The following is a 16,633-nucleotide window of genomic DNA, read 5'->3' on the forward strand; positions in this document are numbered from 1 at the left end:
TATCGAAGGAGCCGGACCATCGTAACGATGGCCGGGTCCTTTCATTTTTTTACTTATGCAAAATCTTCACGGATCAAATCCGAGTTCATGCCGATCGCGGCCCGGCTTCCCTCTCCCGCGGCAATGGCCGTCTGGGCGGGCGCGATGATGGAGGAGTCGCCCGCCGCATAGACGCCATGCACGCTCGTTCGGCCCAAGCCGTCGGTCTGGATGCCGCCCTGATGGTTCATCGCGCAGCCCAATTGCTCCCCGAATGGTGACGCTTGCCGCCAATATGGGGAGACGAAGCCGCCGACGCGGCTCGATTCGGCTCCGTTCTCGAACCGGACGGCGCGAAGCTGCCCGTTCTCGCCGGCCAACGCCTCGATCCGGTGCTGCGTAACGGCCACGCCCTTGTTCCACAGCGTCCGCAGCTCGGCGCCGCTCAGCGACCGCGTCGAGCCGTTCGTGCAGACCAGCAGATCCCTGCTCCATTGATAAGCAAGCCTGGTGAGCGAGAACGCATTGGCTCCTTCGGCAATGACGACAAGCGGCTGGTCGCGAAGCTCCCAGCCATCGCAATAAGGGCAATTGAACAAGCTTTTGCCATAATAAACTTCGACCTCCGGAATGTTCGGCAGCGTTTCCTTCAAGCCCGTAGCGAGCAGCAGCTTGCGGGCATAATACGCCGATCCCGCGCGGTCGCGCAGAAGGAATCCGCCTCCCTCAGCAGGGGCAACCGCCTCCACCCGGCGATCGACCGGATAGACGGATGGATAGCGGGCAATGTCTTGACGTGCCAATTCTCTTAGCTCTTCCGGTCTCGCCCCGTCCCTCGTCATAAATCCATGCGTATGTCTGGTCACCGCATTGCGCGGCGTATGATCGTCAAACAACAAGACGCTTCGCCTCGCCCTTCCGAGCACGAGCGCCGCGTTCAAGCCCGCCGGTCCTCCCCCGATAATGGCGCATTCCACTTCCATCGCGCGCTTCCACCTTCCAAACCCTTATCCTGTCGAGCGGAATAAGGAAATGACAATCTGTTTATGTATATCGCCCGGCAGGGTTCGAAATGCTTGAGGAAAGCAATCCGTGAGAAAAACAATACCCGCGCTTCCCGCGCGGGTCTGTTCTCTAATAGCGCATGATGACGTCCAGCAGCCGGTTTACCGCCAAATCCGCTAGGACATCCGTACAAACGTTGATCTCGGAACCGACGTGCGGCTTCCGTCGCAAATCCGCAACCGTCATCCCCTGGCATAACTTGCTGTCGCATACGACATTCACTTTCATGAGCCGGGTCGTCACAAGCGTTGGGTCCTCTGCGACAAGCACGGTCAGCGGGTCATGGATGGGCGCCGAATCGATGAAGGCGTTGCTTGACTGATAGAAATCAAAATGAATACTCCCGCCACTTACCAATACATGCGTATTGACTGAAGTGGGGGTTTCTGATGTACATCCCTTATTTCGGGATACTTAACACCAGTGGAGTTGACACGTTGATGGTCTTTTTGTCATCCAACCCCTCTATCCCATTCGTTCCTTGGGCGGATACGTTTGGGAATACTTTTCGCATAATGTTGGCTGCGCCGTTCACATCAGCATGAATCAAGCCCTTCGCGCTCTTATACAGCCCGCGATAAATTCTCCTGCCAGAGAAGAGCTGCATGCTCAGTTCACCAAGCCGCGAAAACGACCGTAATGCTTCCAATGGGTCATGATCCAGGAAGCTGGCTTTCGAGGTGTATGCTTCTTCCGTCAGAACAACCGTTATGCCCTGCTCGGCCGCTTTGTATTGGATCATCTTGATCAGCATCCGATGCGGGATATGACAGAAGGACTGATTGTTTCGCCGCCCGATCGAAGCCCCTTGCTTCCAGCCGTCGTTATGCCCGATGACGATCGTGTCGATCTGCTCTTCCACAGCCAGCTTCACAATCCGAAAGCTTGCCTTGTGGAACAGGTCTTTGATTCTGCGGTGTCGCTTCAGGTGCATCCGTTCTAACCGTCTCGATGTGTGCGTTCCTTTGCCAGGAGTTTTGTCCATGCGTAGAAGGCTCGTGTAATAGGCCTTCATCTTGTTGTAATATTGATTGATCGACTTGACAATCCCGCCCTTCACCACGACCGGTTTCGAACCGGTGGTAGTGACGATGGTTGCAAGATTGTTGACGCCAAGATCAATTGCCATTAGTAAATCTGAATGATTTACAGACATTACATTTTCTTGGGTTGCTTTCTTCATTGCTTTCTGATATGCAAAAACCAGTTCGACCACATAGCGGCCATAGCTTGGAATTACACGTACCTGCATCAGTTTGCTATCCGTATGGCCTAACTTGCCAATGTTAAGCTGCAGCTTGGTCTTGGGGAACTTAAGATACCTCCGATCTTTGATCACACAATCCTGATTCGAGAACACTACTTCCTTCACCCTGTTTCGGGCATATCCCGGTATGCGGGGGTGACCATTATACTTCTCAGGATGATTGCGGTGGTCCTTGATGCTGGCGAAGAAGGCGTTCCAATTTTGAAACACAACTTTCATGATCCCTTGACTGCTTTGCGCGGGAAGCGCCCGATAGTCGGTTTGTTCCATCACTTTGAATAACGCGTCCAAGAAGTTATATTGTATTAAAGGAGCTTCCTGGGTCGGCAGCTTGAATGGGCGAGAACGATTCTTTTCGCTTCGTCGCTCGTTCATGGCGTCTATAGTTGAGTTAAGCGTGTCCATGACTTGCTGCTGCAACGGCTGCAGCGGTTCATTCCGCCCAAAAGCTGTAAACACTTGACGAATATAAAAGTTCGTCGAGTTGTAGAGATTCTTGGCATCCTGACAAGCCTGGTCCAGGTAAGAAAACAATCGATGACCTGGTTTGATCCAAATTTGATAGGTTCGATAATCTTTCTTCTCTTCAGGCAAGATCTCACCTCCCCTCCATAAATAATGCGAATATATGTTCTGTTTTTATTATATCGCATATGTTGTTGGAGAAGAAGAACATTTTGAGAGAAGGCTCAGGAAGTCGCCGATTCACCTCACCACATGCAGAAGTGGGAGTCCTCTCGGCATAAATTGATAGAACCGATGCGATTGACGAATGAAATCGACGATGTCCACGTTCTCTTCCTTGCGGAAACGCTGCAGCAAGTCCAAATGTTCGCCCGTCAGAAGCGTTTTCAGTGTAACGTCGAGCCCAACCATCGTGACCGGAATCCCGGAAGCTAATACGATATCCGCCGCTTCGGGATCGCCCCATATGTTGGCCTCCGATGCCGGTGTGACATTGCCTGGAACCCCGACGGCGCCGCCCATGACGTACGCATGTTTGATGCGGCGGCACAGCCCCGGATCCTTCAGCACCGCCTGCGCCAGGTTCGTCAGCCTGCCGAGCGTCACCACGATTAATTCGCCCTCCAGCTCCAGCGATTTCCGAATGATGAAGTCATCCGCCTTCTCCTCGAGGGGACGCTGATTGGACGGAGGAATCTCCGCATCGCCGATGCCGTTCCTGCCATGGACGTGCGTGGCGAATTCCGGCATGCCCCGCTTCAAAGGTTTCGCCGCCCCTTGTGCGACTGGCACTTCGTACGCCATGCCCGCAAGACGAAGAATCCGAAGCGTGTTGTCCGTCGCCTGCTCGACGCTAATGTTCCCATACCCGGTCGTAATGCCTTCCACCTTGATGCCTGGAGACTTCAGCGCGTACAGAATGGCGAGCGCATCGTCGATCCCCGTATCGGCGTCAATAATCATTTTTTTGGCCTGTGTCACTGCGCACCCCCCTGATTCATTCTCCAAAATAAGCTTTGACTTCCGCCAGGGTCGGCATACCATCCTGCGCGCCGAACTTCGTGACGGCCAAGCCGGATACCTTCGCGGCAAAAGCGACGGCGTCCCCGATCTCTTGTCCCGCGCTGATCTCGTAAGCAAGCCCCGCATTAAACGCGTCGCCGGCTCCGGTCGTATCCGTTACGGCCATGCGATAGGCCGGCTGACTGCGCATCGGATCGCCTTTTCGCTTCCATACCGCCCCTTCTGAGCCCAAGGTCGTAACCACGCAGCCCACTCCCATGGCGAGAAGCACGTCGACCGCTTCCTCAAGCGGACGCTCGGACAAGCTCAAGCTGGTTAAAGCTTCCAGCTCCGTCCGATTCGGCGTCATGTAATGCACTCTTCTTAGGAGGCTTTCCGGCAGCACCCGGGCCGGCGCGGGATTGAGGATGACGGTTTTCCCTAAGCTTTCCGCCAGCTTGGCGGCATATTCAACCGTTTCCAGCGGAATTTCCAGCTGCAGCAGCACCGTGTCGGCCGATCGGATCACGTGTTCTATCCGTTCAATATCGGCCGGAGCAAGCCGTCCGTTCGCGCCGGGCACAACGACGATGCTGTTCTCCTCCGGCGTCAGCGTAATCGAAGCCGTGCCCGTCGGAATCTGCTCCTTCACTTGGATATGTTCGCCGTTCACGCCATTATCGATCATGGACGCAAGCAGCATTCTGCCGAAGCCGTCCTGGCCGACAGCCCCGATCATAGTTGCTTGGGCGCCAAGGCGGGCAAGCGCTACGGCTTGGTTCGCCCCTTTGCCGCCGGGGACGAAATGGATTTCGTCGCCCTGGATCGTCTCGCCTCCGGCCGGAAACCGGGATGCCTTCACGACGATATCCATATTCATGCTCCCGATGACCGCGATCGTCGGCCGCTTCATACGGCTCTCCTTGCTTGTCCGCCGGTCAGCCGTTCCATCAAGAGCTCTACCGCTCTCTTGTGATCGACGTCCAGACATACTTCCACGTTCCCGGAAGGATCGAGCGTGGCGATCGTCTGCCCCGTCTGAGGCCGATGGTCGTACTCAACGCGGATGTTCATTCTCTTGGTCCGAACCAATGTGCGGTCGATCAATAACGCGATCGTAAGCGGATCGTGCATATAGGAAATTGGCTCCTTCGCGAACTCGAACCACTTGCCGATCATGCGGGCAAGGGCCATATTGAGCGGATCGCCGGTCTCATGCAGCCGGCGCCGCTCTTCCTCCGTGATTGTCACCTTCAGCGTCACGTCCAATCCGGCCATGACGATAGGAGCGCCGCTGCGGAACACGAGCGAAGCGGCTTCGGGGTCGCAGACGATGTTATGCTCGACGGTCCGCATATGCATGCCGTTGTCGCCAAGGCGGGTTACGCCGCCCATGATGACGATCTCTTTCACATTGTCCGCGATGCGGGGCTCGCGGATCAGGCATGCCGCAATGTTGGTGAGGGGCCCGATCGCGACGAGCGTCATTTCGCCGGGATTGCTCATCACCGCGTCGATCATGAAATCGACTGCATGCCGGTTCTCGTAGGCCAGCTCATCGTCTTCCGCCAGCAGCCCGTCGCCCTCATGGCCCGCCATCCAAATCTCGCGGTTGCCGAGCAGCGTTTGGTTCAGGCCCGCATAGACGCGAACGTCCTCGCGCTTGCCGTACTGCAGCATCTTCCGCGCCATCTTGGCTCGCAGGTCCACGTTGCCGTATACGGTCGTAACGCCTTCGATCTTTAATTCGGGTGATTGCATGGCAAAGGCCAGCGCCATCGCGTCATCTACGTCGCTCCCGATGTCTGTATCCAAAATGATTCGCACCATTTGTCATTCTCCTTCTTATCGTTCATATTCCTTTTTTCCGTTTCTTGCGCTTCGTCTCCGCGATGGCGTACACAAGCAATCCGACTACCGTCGCGACATAAGGGAATGTCGAAATCAGCTCGGACGGGATTTTCAAAATTTGCAGCGCGTTCGACATCGCGTTCGTCGCCCCGAAGATGAGCGACGCGACGAAGGTTCCGACCGTGCTGCCGCCGCCGAGCGCCTCGGCCGCGATCGCGATCCAGCCCCGCCCCGCGGTCATGTCTCTCGTGAACAAGGATAGATAGCCCATCGACATGAACGCTCCGCCAAGGGACGCGAAGAAGCCGCTTAGCAGCAATGCGATATATTGAATCTTCACCACGCTGATGCCCACCGATTGGGCCGCTTGCGGATTCTCTCCGACCGAGCGGATTTGCAGGCCGAGCGGCGTCTTTTTGAGCAGGTAATAAACGCCCGCGACGGCCAGTAAGGACACATAGGTCAGTACGTTATGGCCGGACAAGATCGGCCCCAGCACCGGAATGTCCTGCAACAGCGGAATATGGACGTTCGGCAGCACTTTGCTCTGCAGCGAAGTCGACGTTCCCTTGTCGCCGCTGACCAGATACAGGACAAAGACGGTTCCGCCCGAAGCGAACATGTTGATGGCGATCCCGCCGAGTATAATATGCGTCTTGATTTTCAGCGTAAAATAAGCCAGCATTCCCGAGAGGGCAATGCCCGACAGCACCGCGCCCAGAAGGCCTAGCCAGGCGCTTCCCGTATACGCGCTGACGATGACGCCGGCAAGGGCGCCCGTCAGCATCGTGCCTTCCATGCCGATATTGATGATTCCGGCTTTGTTCGAGATCAGAGCGCCCAGCGCGGCCAGCAGAATCGGCGTGGTCACCCGAAGCACGGAGAAAGCAAAGTCTGTCGAGAAGATGACGCTCCAGAAGCTATCCAAGTTTCTCCGCCTCCTTCAGCAGCTTTCTGTTTTTCCACATTTTCAGGAATTGCTCCGCGGAAATGAGCAGAATAATGACGGCCTGTATAATCGAGACCAACTCTGCGGGCACATCGGACAGGATGGACATTTGGTCCGCGCCGATCCGAATATAGCCTAGGAACAAGGCTGCGCCGATGACGGACAACGGATTGTTCTTGGCGAGCAGGGCGACAAGCGCGCCGTCGAGACCGTAGCCGGGAAGATCCGTCCATTGGAATCTCGAGTACATGCCGAGCACTTCGACCGAACCGCCCATTCCCGCAAGAAAACCGGCGATCAGGTGGACCATAATGATGACCCGGCCCGTCTTAATGCCGGAGAACTCGGCAAACGCGCGGTTCGATCCCGTCATTCGAAGCTCATAGCCCCACTTGGTATGGTACATGAAATAATGCGTCGCCAGAATGCAGATCAGCACCAGGAACAGCCCGGAATGAATGCGGGTGCCGGGAATGATCGTCGATAGCCGCGCGGTTTCCTCGAATTTGAACGAAACGTTGGCGAACGCTTCTACATCCCTCAGACGGTAATTCAGGAAGTAGAGGCCGAACCCGGCCAGGATGCTGTTAAACATGAGAGAAGTCACCAGCACGTCCGCGTTCCACTTCGCCTTCATGATGCCTGGAATCGCCGACAGCAGCGCGCCGACGGCCGCTCCCGCCAAAATCGCGATGAGAGGATGGAAAAACGCGTTCATCGAGCAATAGATCGCGACGACGGCCGCGACGAGGCCCGATATATAAAACAAACCTTCCGCCCCGAGATTAAACATGCCGCTGCGGAACAAGAGCACGACCGACAAGCCCGTGAACATGAGCGGGATCGCCATCTCGACCACGTTGCCGATCTGGGCAACGGACGAGAGCGGCCCTAGCAGGAAGACCGAGATCGTTCCGAGCGGGTCTTCGCTTACGAAAGCGATAATGATAAAGGCGATGACAAGCGCTATCGCAACGGAGATAAGCGTTCTGATTGCGTCAAAGTACTTCAGCATCTCGATTCCCGCCCCTCCTCGATTTCGATTGTTGTTGCTTCTTCAGACCCAGCATATACAGTCCAAGCTCCTCTTCCGTCACCTCGGACGGCTTATCGAACTCGGCGACGAGCTCGCCGCCGTACATAACATGCAGCGTGTCGCTTAGCTCCATGATTTCGTTCAGATCGGCGGAGATGAGCAGAATCGCGCAGTCGCGGCTTCTCATCTCCAGCAGCTTCTGATGGACGAGCTGAGCGGCTCCGATATCGACGCCCCTTGTCGGCTGCTCCGCAATAAGCAGGACAGGGTCCGACGAACATTCCCTGGCCACGATCACCTTCTGCATGTTGCCGCCGGACAACATGCCGATCGGCTGCGCGGGACCCGAGCATCTCACCTTGAATTCCTCGATGAGCGATTCGGCCAGCTTCACGATTTGTTTGCCCCTCAGAAACATCCCCCAGTTCCATGCTTTGTCCCGATAGCGCGTGGAGATGATGTTGTCCGAGATGCTTTCGTCCTTGGCGGCCCCTTGGCTCATGCGGTCTTCGGGAACGTATGATACGCCGTGTCCCCGGATCGTTCGCATGTCCGCATTCCCGATCTCCGAGCCGCTTACTGCCGCTTTCCCTTGACGGCTTCCTTCCAGCCCGCCTGTAAGCGCCCTGACCAGCTCGGCTTGACCGTTGCCTTCGACGCCCGCGATGCCGACGATTTCGCCCGCTTTGACGCTCAGGAAGATGTTGTTCAACACCTTTTTCCCCTGCGCGTCGATATAGGTCAACCCTTCGACCTCAAGCACCGACGGTCCGGTCTTCAACGTTTCCTTCTCGTATTTCAGCACGACGTCGCGGCCGACCATCAAACGGGAAATTTCCTGCTCCGTAATATCCGCCATGTCGAATACGCCGGCGGTTGTCCCGCTTCGCATAATCGTGATGCGGTCGCAGATCGCCTTGACTTCTTTGAGCTTGTGCGAGATAAAAACGATCGTGTGGCCCTCCCTCTTGAGCGCGAGCAGCTGCTTGAACAGCTCCTCCGTCTCCTGCGGCGTCAATACCGCCGTCGGCTCGTCGAGAATCAGGATTTTGGCGCCGCGAATGAGCGCTTTCAAAATTTCCACCTTTTGCTTCATCCCGACGGACAAGCTCTCAACCTTCGCCTTCGGATCGACGGCAAGCTGATATTTGTCCGCCAGCTCCTTCGTCATGCGGATCGCTTCGTCGTAGTGGATCCCCAGACCCTTCTTCGGCTCCATGCCGAGCACCATGTTCTCCGCGACGGTGAAGGACGGCACCAGCATAAAGTGCTGATGAACCATGCCGATCCCTTTGTTTATCGCATCCTGGGGAGTGTGGAACCGAACGCGCTCTCCCTTAAGCAAAATTTCGCCGTCGCTCGGCTCTTCCATGCCGAACAAGATTTTCATCAAGGTGGACTTGCCCGCCCCGTTCTCTCCCGCCACGGCATGGATCTCGCCTTCCCGCAGCGCGAAATTCACGTTCCGGTTGGCGGCGACGCCATTCGGATATACCTTGGTTATGTTGCGCATCTCCAGCAAATAAGGCTGCATATATCCTCTCTCCTTGCCCGTTCCGGAACAACAAACCGTCCGGGCCTGATAGAATGAAGGGAATTCTTCGAAAGCGAAGAACTCCCTTGGCTTGGCTTCTATTGGCGTTGCTTTACGGTTTGACGGAATTGCGGGTTTGTTCGATCTCCGACGTTTCCATGCCCATCGCGTTGCCCACTTCGATTTCGTTCGCGATCAGCTTCTTCTCGATCTCAAGCACCTTGGCTTTCACGTCCTCGGATACGACGGAGTTGAAAATGTCGTTCCGCACGATGCCGACGCCATCCTCTTCCAAGCCTACGACCTCTAGCTTGCCCATCTCCAGCGTACCTACCTGGATGCCGCGTACCGTCCGCAGAATGGCTTGGTCGATTTTCTTCACGGCGGAGGTAAGGATCAGATTCGCTTTCTCGTTATCCGTGCCAGCCAGCATGGACGCCTGATCGGAATCGACGCCAACCGCATAGCGGCCCTTCTCCTTCGCCGCGTCGAACACGCCAAGTCCTGTTCCGCCCGCCACGTTAAAGATGACGTCTACGCCGGAATTGTATTGCAGCAGAGACAGCTCCTTGCCTTTGCCGGGATCCGCGAAATCGCCCGCATAGGATACGGCTACCTTGATGTCGGGAACCGCATACTTCGCGCCTTCGATATAACCGATCAGGAAAGCGTTGATCCCCGGAATGTCCATGCCGCCCAAGAAGCCGATCTTTTTGTCGGCGTTGGCGCTTGGCATTTCGGACACGCTGGTTAAAGCCGCGGCCGCGCCGGCCAAGAAGGACACTTCGTTCGTCGCGTAGGAGATCGCGTAAACATTGGCAGCCGTTTCTGGAATGTCGGTGTCGTAGTTAACGAATTTTTTGTCCGGATGCTGTTCGGCCGTCGCGTTCAGCAACTCGGTAATTTGCGAGCCGCCGGAGATGATGACGTCCCAATCCTGCGCCGCCACGGAATTGAATGTCGGCTCCCACTTGCTCGTGTCGGCTCCCATTTCGATCACTTTCGTCTCCGCTTGCAGGGTATCCTTCACTTGCGTCAGCCCGCTGTTCGCCGCGTCGAAGAAGGACTTGTCGCCCAGCGTTCCCGGCACGAGCAGCACAACCTTCAGCTTATCGGACTTCGAATCCGGCGCATCGTCGGTGCCTGTACCCGTCTGGCCAGCATTCGAGCCGTTATTGCTTCCGCCATTGGAGCATGCGGCCATAAGCATAACCGCCGCGAGCATAAGTGCGAATAAACTTCTTTTCATCGATTTTGCCCCCTTAAGGTGATCTTTTTTTGAATGCGCTTTCCCTTTGTCTACTGAATCGGGAAATTTATGATTTGCTTCTTGCTATGCTATGATTGTAACAAACCATGCCCTGCGATTTTATCTTGATTCGATCAAGTTTGTTATACGATTTGGCTAATTTATTAGGAAGGGTCTGGGAGCATGAACAAATTGGATTTTCTGTTTTTCTCGAAGCGCAGGGAGGAGCATTACATTCCCCCGCACTTCCATGAATGTTACGAGCTTGTCTACTATTACGGGAACGGGAAGACGAGAATCGGGAAGGCGTCCCATGACTTTCGCAAACATTCCTTTGCCTTGGTGACGCCTTATACGGAGCACGATGAGCTGCATACGGCCGCGGCCGACGTGCTGTTCGTCGGCTTCTATTGCGAACGGGACGGTCTCGCCCACCTGGCGGGACTCTACGACGATGACGAGAATCAAGCGATTGAAAGCATCCTGCTTCGGATGAAGGAGGAGTTCGTGCGGCAGCGGGATGATTTTGCGGAGATGCTCAACTTGTTCGTCGGAGAGCTGTCCATCCAGCTCGGGCGCCTCATCGGCGACAAAAAAGCGCCAAAACAGACCGATGACCGCATGCAATACGTGCTTAACTATATGGATGAACACTTTCGCCAAAAAATATCCGTCCAGACGCTGGCGGATTTGGCCGGCTATAGCTACGGGCGGTTTCGCCACCTATTCAAAGAAAAATTCGACATCGCTCCACTTCAATACCTCTATGAAAAAAGGCTGAACTACGCCCGATCGTCGCTACTCCTTCATCCGGAAAAGCAGGTGTCCGAGATTGCCTTGGACGCCGGCTTCGTTAACGACGCGCAGTTCTGCAGCATGTTTAAGCGGGAGACCGGCATGACGCCGAAGGGCTACCGGATGTCCAAGACCAAGAACAGCTGAAGCTTGCTCGCCTCGTAAAGTTCCACGATCTAAAGAAAACCATCATCACTATATAACAAACAAAGAGCCGAAGCATCCCCTCGCGAAAGAGGGATTGCAATCGACTCTGCTTCTCTGCTGCTGCGTTTCTACTCCTGCTTCGTAGCTTCCTGCTCCTCATCGCTACTTCTTCGTAGCCAGCTAGCTTACGTTGGCCGTACCAGCGTAAACCGCTCGCCTAACTTCGCGTAGTCGTTGCCCGCGAGGCGGCTGACCGGGAGCAGAGCGTCCGGATCGATGCGGCCTTTCTCGTAGAGCTCGTCGTCTATATGAAACCGGACGACGCGGCCGATGAGCAAGTCGCAGGACGGCGTGCCGTCATGACCGCCAAGCGGGATGGTTTGCTCCAACACGCATTCCATTCGCACGCGCGCTTCCGCCACTCCGGGCACCGCGATCCTATCGCTTGGCACAGGCGTCAATCCCGCCAGCCCAACCTCGCTTACGTCCGGCGGCACCGGCGCCGCCGTCTCGTTGATCGCCTCGACATACCGCTCGTCCGCGATATGCACCACGAACTCGCCTCGATTCGCGGCATTGCGAGCGGTGTCCTTCGGCTCGCCGTTCTTGCGCTGCACGGACACCGACACCATCGGCGGGTCGGCCGTCACGATGTTGAAGAAGCTGAACGGGGCAGCGTTCAGTACGCCCTCCCGCGACAGCGTCGTGACGAACGCGATCGGTCTCGGAATGATGCTTCCGATCAACAGCTTGTAATTGTCGTGCGCGCTTTGAGCGCCGGGGTCTATCGCGATCGTCGTCATTTTTTGCCCCTCCTTATCCCTGGCCGCCTTTCGCGAACGTCCGCTGGAACCACTCTGCGGCCGCATGCGCCTCCGCGCTCGTAAGCTGATGCCCGAATCGGTCCCACCGCACCTCGACCTCGGCCCCTGCCCCGCGGAGCAGACTTTCCAGCTCTTTCGACTCGGAAGGCGAGCAGATCGGATCGTTCTCGCCGGCCGCGATGAACACGGGCAGCCCGGTCATATCCGGTAATGCCAAGCCGCGTATCGGCACCATCGGGTGATGGAGAATCGCGCCCTTCAGCGCGTCCTTGTAATGGAACAGCAGGCTTCCCGCGATATTCGCCCCGTTGGAGTAGCCAACCGCCACGACATTGCCGCGGTCGAAGCCGTATTCCGCAGCGGCGCCATTCAGAAATTCATGCAGCTCCTTCGTGCGGAACACGAGATCTTCGAGATCGAAGACGCCTTCCGCCAGTCTTCGGAAGAACCTCGGCATGCCATGCTCCAGCACGTTGCCCCTCACGCTCAGGACGGAAGAGCCCGGAGCGATCAGCTCCGCCAGCCCGAGCAAATCCCGCTCCGTCCCCCCCGTTCCGTGCAGCAACAGCAATACTGGCGCGGTTTCGTTGCTCCCTTTGATAAACAGATGTTTCATCGTCATGGCTCAGATCCCCTCCAATGCGCGAACTTCAAACGGCGTCAGCAGACGTTCGATCTCGCCGCGGTGCTGTTCGTACCACTCCGGCAGCATCAGCTTCTCGCCCAGATGCTCCGGCTCTTCGTCGCGGGCAAAGCCCGGAGGATCTGTCGCGATCTCGAACAGGATGCCGCCTTCCTCCCGGAAGTACAGCGCGTTAAAATATTGCCGGTCCACGATCGGCGTCGGCTGATATCCGCTGCTCGCCACATGGCTTCTCCAGAGCGCGTGCTCCGCGTCGTCTTTGGCCCTCCACGCGATGTGATGCACCGTGCCGTGTCCGCCGTGGCCTGGCGCCATAGCCGCCCTGTTGACGTCGATGATGTTGCCCAGGTCGCCGAAGGAACGATATCGGACATAACCAACGTCTTCACCAACTTTCGTCAGCCCCATCACGTTCTCGAGCAGACGGCCCGTCGACTCCGGCGCCGTGCTGAACAGAACCGCACCGCCGAAGCCTTTGATCGCTTTGTCCGCCGGCACGCCGCCGAACGACCATTCGCTGTTCGCGCCTTCTTCGCGCGCTACGATCTCGCCTCGCAAGCCGTCCGGATCGGCGAATTGCAAGTAACGTTCGCCGAAACGCTCCGACTCTTGGAACTCGACGCCAAGCTTAGCTAGCCGTACTTTCCAGAACTCGTAGGCACTGGCCGGCACGACATAGGTCGTGATGCCGACTTGGCCTCCGCCGATGCTTCCTTTTCTCGAGTCTTTCCACGGGAAGAAAGTGATGATCGTCCCCGGGCTGCCGGTTTGATCTCCGAAATACAGGTGGTACACCTCCGGCGCGTCAAAATTGATCGTTTTTTTCACCAGCCTGAGTCCCAGCACTCCCGCGTAGAAATCCGAAGTAACCTGCGGATCCCGAACAAAAGCCGTAATGTGGTGGATACCCGCCGTTTGGGCTTGCGATTCGAATGCCGATTGTCCTTGCGCGTTTTGATTTGTCATCGTAATCCTCTCCTTAATGGTTGATTTTGCAGAATCTTAAAATTAAGATATATGGTCTTGGAAAGCAGTCCCTTCACGCCTTCATGGCTACTTGTAGGACTGCTGGGCAAACTTGCCTAACTTCTTAAGCAAAACGCTGACCTGTTCCTTCTCCTCGTCGGTCAAACCGCCGGTGGCTTCTTCGATACAGGTAGTATGCTCGGGAAATACCTCTTCTATGAATTTGCTGCCTTCTTCCGTAATTTCGCCGTAGATCAGGCGCCTGTCTTCCTTCGAAGCGCGTCTCCGGCAAAGCCCTTTCTTCTCCAGCTTGTCGATCACGTATGTGATGTTGCCGCTGCTCATGAGCACCTTGCCGCCAATCTGCTGCAAAGGCTGCGGACCTCTATGGTACAGCAGTTCCAGAACGCCGAATTCGGTACGGTTCAAGCCGTGCCGCCGGATATCCCGGTCCGCGTGGGCATTGACCCACTGGCTGGCTCGCGAGAGCGCGATGTAGAGATCCAGGGTGACGTTCGATTTCGCGGCTTCCGCTTTCGATTGCCGTTCGCTGTCGCCACTCATTTTCGCTCGCCCCTTTCCTTCAAATTGTATTATCTTAAATTAAAGATAACAGAAGATCGAACCGATGTCAACACTTAAGTAAACCCAATGTTCACGTTTACGGAAACAGAACGCAACAGTTAACGTGCAAACCGCGTACATGCAGCGTAGTATGGCGCCGCGGGCAACTCGGTACGGCGTCGGGAGCTGCGTAGTATGGCGTCGCGGGCAACTTGTGGCACAAGGCGTAAGTAACCCTTAAAGGTCAGTATGCGGAAAAAGACGCAAGCCTGTTAAGTATGGCATGTGGCACGAGTACGAACAAAGAAGCATTGCAGCACAGATTGGCGACTCCAACCCATCTTGCTGGCGAAGAAATCTAAGTTAGTCGGAGTTCATACGATCAAATCCAACGTAGTAACCGGAAAAAGTCCTACTAATTGCACCCTTATCCCCGTCAAAGTCTCTTTAGTTGGAAAAACTCCCTCTAATGCCGGACGAATGAGCCCACTTTGGCCATTATCTCCGAATTAGAGGGAGTATATCCCGTTAAACCTACATGATAGGTGCTCCAATGAAATTAGATGGAGAAATTCCATCTAACGCCCCTAACCGGCCAATCGATCGCCGAGGTTGGCTACAGCCGAGTAAGGCCACACCGGCCATTCGGCAAAGCGGTCCCACAGGGCTTCGCTAAGCGCCAGCACGTTATGCGGGCCACGCCGGAGCCGGCCGGCGCTAGAGGCTAGCGCGCATCGCGCCGTCCCGCCGCCGGGCAGGCTGGCGCTAGAGGCTAGCGCGCATCGCGCCATCCCGCCGCCGGAGCCGGCCTGCGCTAGCCGCTAGGCGGCCACCTCGCCTCCCGCCGCTAAAGCGCAACGCGTGAAGCCTACACCTGAGCCGCCGCGGCGTTCGCGTCCACCGGCGCGTCCGGCGTGACGAGCGCGTGTTTCTCCCACTTGCGGCTGCGCCAGCGGAAGTAGAAGATGATCGCGCGGAGCCATTCGTCGGCAGCGATCGCCAGCCAGATGCCCGGCAGTCCCATGCCGAGATGGAAGACAAATACGTAGCCGAGCGGCAAGCTCATGCCGACCATCGAGAACATGCCGATCCAGAGCGGATACTTGGCGTCGCCGGAAGCGCGCAGCGAGTTGACGATGATGATGTTGATCGTGCGTCCCGTCTCCAGGATCAAGGCGTACAGCAGCACTTGGGCGCCGAGACGCAGCACCTCCGGATCGTCCGTGAAGAACCCGACGAGCGGCTCGCGGAACGCGATGACGACAACCAGCACGAGCAGCGTGCCGATGCTTGCGGACCTTACGCTCATCCACACTCGGCGGTACGCGTCGTCCGGCCGCGCGGCCCCGACGAGCCGGCCGACCATGATGGACGTGCCGATGCCGACCGCGAACGCGAACAGGTAGATCAGCATCGAAATATTCGACGCGTATTGCTTCGCCGCCAGCGCCGCATCCCCCAGATAGGTCGTGTAAGACAGGAACACGATCTGGCAGCTATGGTACATCACCTGCTCCAGCGCGGAGGGGATGCCGATTTTTAATATTTTGCCCACGTACTCCTTGGACAGGTTCAAATAATAGCTGAACGCGATCCGGACCTCCATGATCCGGTACAGCAGCCAGAAGAAGACGCCCACCGCGATGAGCCGGCTCGCGATCGTGGAGATCGCCGCGCCTTCGACGCCGAGCGCCGGCATGCCGAAGTTGCCGAAGATCAGCGCGTAGTTACCGATAATATGAATGACGTTCATGCCCAGCGACACGTACATCGCTTCCTTCGTGAAGCCGTGCACCCGAATGATCGCGGCCAACGAGTTGATGATCGCTTGAAGGAAAATCGCGCCGCCGACGATCGACAGATAACTTTTCGCGTATTCGTAGACTTCGCCCTGCAGGTTCAGCGAGCTAAGCAGGAAGCCGTTAAAGGCTACAAACCCGACGCTCAGCACGACGCCGAAGAGCAGGTTCAGCGTGACCGCCAGCGCCGATATCTTCGCCGCTTCGAAGAACTTTCGCGAGCCGATGTATTGCGCCACGACGATGGACGCCCCGTTGCCGATGACCTCCAGCAGCAGAATCGCGATATGCAAATAATGATTGGACGCCCCGACGCCCGAGACGGCATTGTCGGAAATCTCGCTCAGCATGAACGTATCCGCGATCCCCATCATCATGAACAAGGCCACTTCCAGAAAAATCGGCCATGTCAAATAAAACAGCTTCAAGTCCTTAGCCCGCTCTCCGCCGCCCTTCTCATTCGATGCCGATCCAGCATGCCCTTCCATTCCATCACCT

The 16,633-nt window shown here is 56.6% G+C and carries 16 protein-coding genes; 1 reads left to right on the forward strand and 15 read right to left on the reverse strand.

Features of this window, described 5'->3' with window-relative positions:
- Positions 1–53: 53 nt before the first annotated feature.
- The 10 genes from RB620_RS04940 to RB620_RS04985 form a co-directional block, all read right to left on the reverse strand.
- Positions 54–962 (reverse strand): NAD(P)/FAD-dependent oxidoreductase, encoded by a 909-nt coding sequence (locus RB620_RS04940; RefSeq protein ID WP_308092439.1) that lies wholly within the window; start codon positions 960–962, stop codon positions 54–56.
- A gap of 151 nt (positions 963–1,113) precedes the next feature.
- On the reverse strand, positions 1,114–1,401 hold the full coding sequence (locus RB620_RS04945; protein ID WP_308092441.1) for a nucleoside hydrolase: 288 nt from the start codon (positions 1,399–1,401) through the stop codon (positions 1,114–1,116).
- Positions 1,402–1,444: 43 nt separating this feature from the next.
- Positions 1,445–2,908, reverse strand: a complete 1,464-nt coding sequence (locus tag RB620_RS04950) for an RNA-guided endonuclease InsQ/TnpB family protein (RefSeq protein ID WP_374121366.1) — start codon at positions 2,906–2,908, stop codon at positions 1,445–1,447.
- Between the two features lie 108 nt (positions 2,909–3,016).
- On the reverse strand, positions 3,017–3,757 hold the full coding sequence (locus tag RB620_RS04955) for a nucleoside hydrolase (protein ID WP_308092444.1): 741 nt from the start codon (positions 3,755–3,757) through the stop codon (positions 3,017–3,019).
- A gap of 16 nt (positions 3,758–3,773) precedes the next feature.
- On the reverse strand, positions 3,774–4,691 hold the full coding sequence (gene rbsK / locus RB620_RS04960; protein ID WP_308092445.1) for a ribokinase: 918 nt from the start codon (positions 4,689–4,691) through the stop codon (positions 3,774–3,776).
- Entirely contained in the window at positions 4,688–5,608 is a 921-nt protein-coding gene (locus RB620_RS04965) for a nucleoside hydrolase (protein WP_308092446.1), read from the reverse strand. Before RB620_RS04965 ends, rbsK begins: the two co-directional genes overlap by 4 nt.
- Before the next feature lie 22 nt (positions 5,609–5,630).
- Complete coding sequence (locus RB620_RS04970; protein ID WP_308092447.1) at positions 5,631–6,557, reverse strand: ABC transporter permease; 927 nt, start codon at positions 6,555–6,557, stop codon at positions 5,631–5,633.
- Positions 6,550–7,593 carry an ABC transporter permease gene (locus tag RB620_RS04975; RefSeq protein ID WP_308092448.1) on the reverse strand — a complete coding sequence of 348 codons (1,044 nt, stop codon included), beginning with the start codon at positions 7,591–7,593 and terminating at the stop codon, positions 6,550–6,552. Before RB620_RS04975 ends, RB620_RS04970 begins: the two co-directional genes overlap by 8 nt.
- Positions 7,577–9,148, reverse strand: a complete 1,572-nt coding sequence (locus tag RB620_RS04980; RefSeq protein WP_308092449.1) for an ABC transporter ATP-binding protein — start codon at positions 9,146–9,148, stop codon at positions 7,577–7,579. The genes RB620_RS04975 and RB620_RS04980 overlap by 17 nt, the downstream gene beginning before the upstream one ends.
- 112 nt (positions 9,149–9,260) lie before the next feature.
- Positions 9,261–10,397, reverse strand: coding sequence for a BMP family ABC transporter substrate-binding protein (locus RB620_RS04985; RefSeq protein ID WP_308092451.1), 1,137 nt, complete (start codon positions 10,395–10,397; stop codon positions 9,261–9,263).
- Between the two features lie 183 nt (positions 10,398–10,580).
- On the opposite strand from RB620_RS04985, the gene RB620_RS04990 reads away from it, so the two are divergent.
- Positions 10,581–11,339, forward strand: a complete 759-nt coding sequence (locus RB620_RS04990; protein ID WP_308092452.1) for a helix-turn-helix domain-containing protein — start codon at positions 10,581–10,583, stop codon at positions 11,337–11,339.
- Between the two features lie 185 nt (positions 11,340–11,524).
- Here the strand turns inward: RB620_RS04990 and RB620_RS04995 are convergent, their stop codons facing one another.
- The 5 genes from RB620_RS04995 to RB620_RS05015 all read right to left on the reverse strand — a co-directional run bounded on the left by RB620_RS04995 (position 11,525) and on the right by RB620_RS05015 (position 16,623).
- Complete coding sequence (locus RB620_RS04995; RefSeq protein WP_308092453.1) at positions 11,525–12,142, reverse strand: flavin reductase family protein; 618 nt, start codon at positions 12,140–12,142, stop codon at positions 11,525–11,527.
- 13 nt (positions 12,143–12,155) lie between these two features.
- Positions 12,156–12,779 (reverse strand): alpha/beta hydrolase, encoded by a 624-nt coding sequence (locus RB620_RS05000; RefSeq protein WP_308092641.1) that lies wholly within the window; start codon positions 12,777–12,779, stop codon positions 12,156–12,158.
- 9 nt (positions 12,780–12,788) lie between these two features.
- Positions 12,789–13,772 carry a VOC family protein gene (locus tag RB620_RS05005; RefSeq protein ID WP_308092454.1) on the reverse strand — a complete coding sequence of 328 codons (984 nt, stop codon included), beginning with the start codon at positions 13,770–13,772 and terminating at the stop codon, positions 12,789–12,791.
- An 87-nt stretch (positions 13,773–13,859) separates the two neighbouring features.
- Positions 13,860–14,336 carry a MarR family winged helix-turn-helix transcriptional regulator gene (locus tag RB620_RS05010; RefSeq protein WP_308092455.1) on the reverse strand — a complete coding sequence of 159 codons (477 nt, stop codon included), beginning with the start codon at positions 14,334–14,336 and terminating at the stop codon, positions 13,860–13,862.
- A gap of 868 nt (positions 14,337–15,204) precedes the next feature.
- Positions 15,205–16,623 (reverse strand): MATE family efflux transporter, encoded by a 1,419-nt coding sequence (locus RB620_RS05015; protein ID WP_374121360.1) that lies wholly within the window; start codon positions 16,621–16,623, stop codon positions 15,205–15,207.
- Positions 16,624–16,633: the final 10 nt, after the last annotated feature.

Source organism: Paenibacillus sp. LHD-117 (assembly GCF_030929555.1).
Taxonomy (GTDB): Bacteria; Bacillota; Bacilli; order Paenibacillales; family Paenibacillaceae; genus Pristimantibacillus.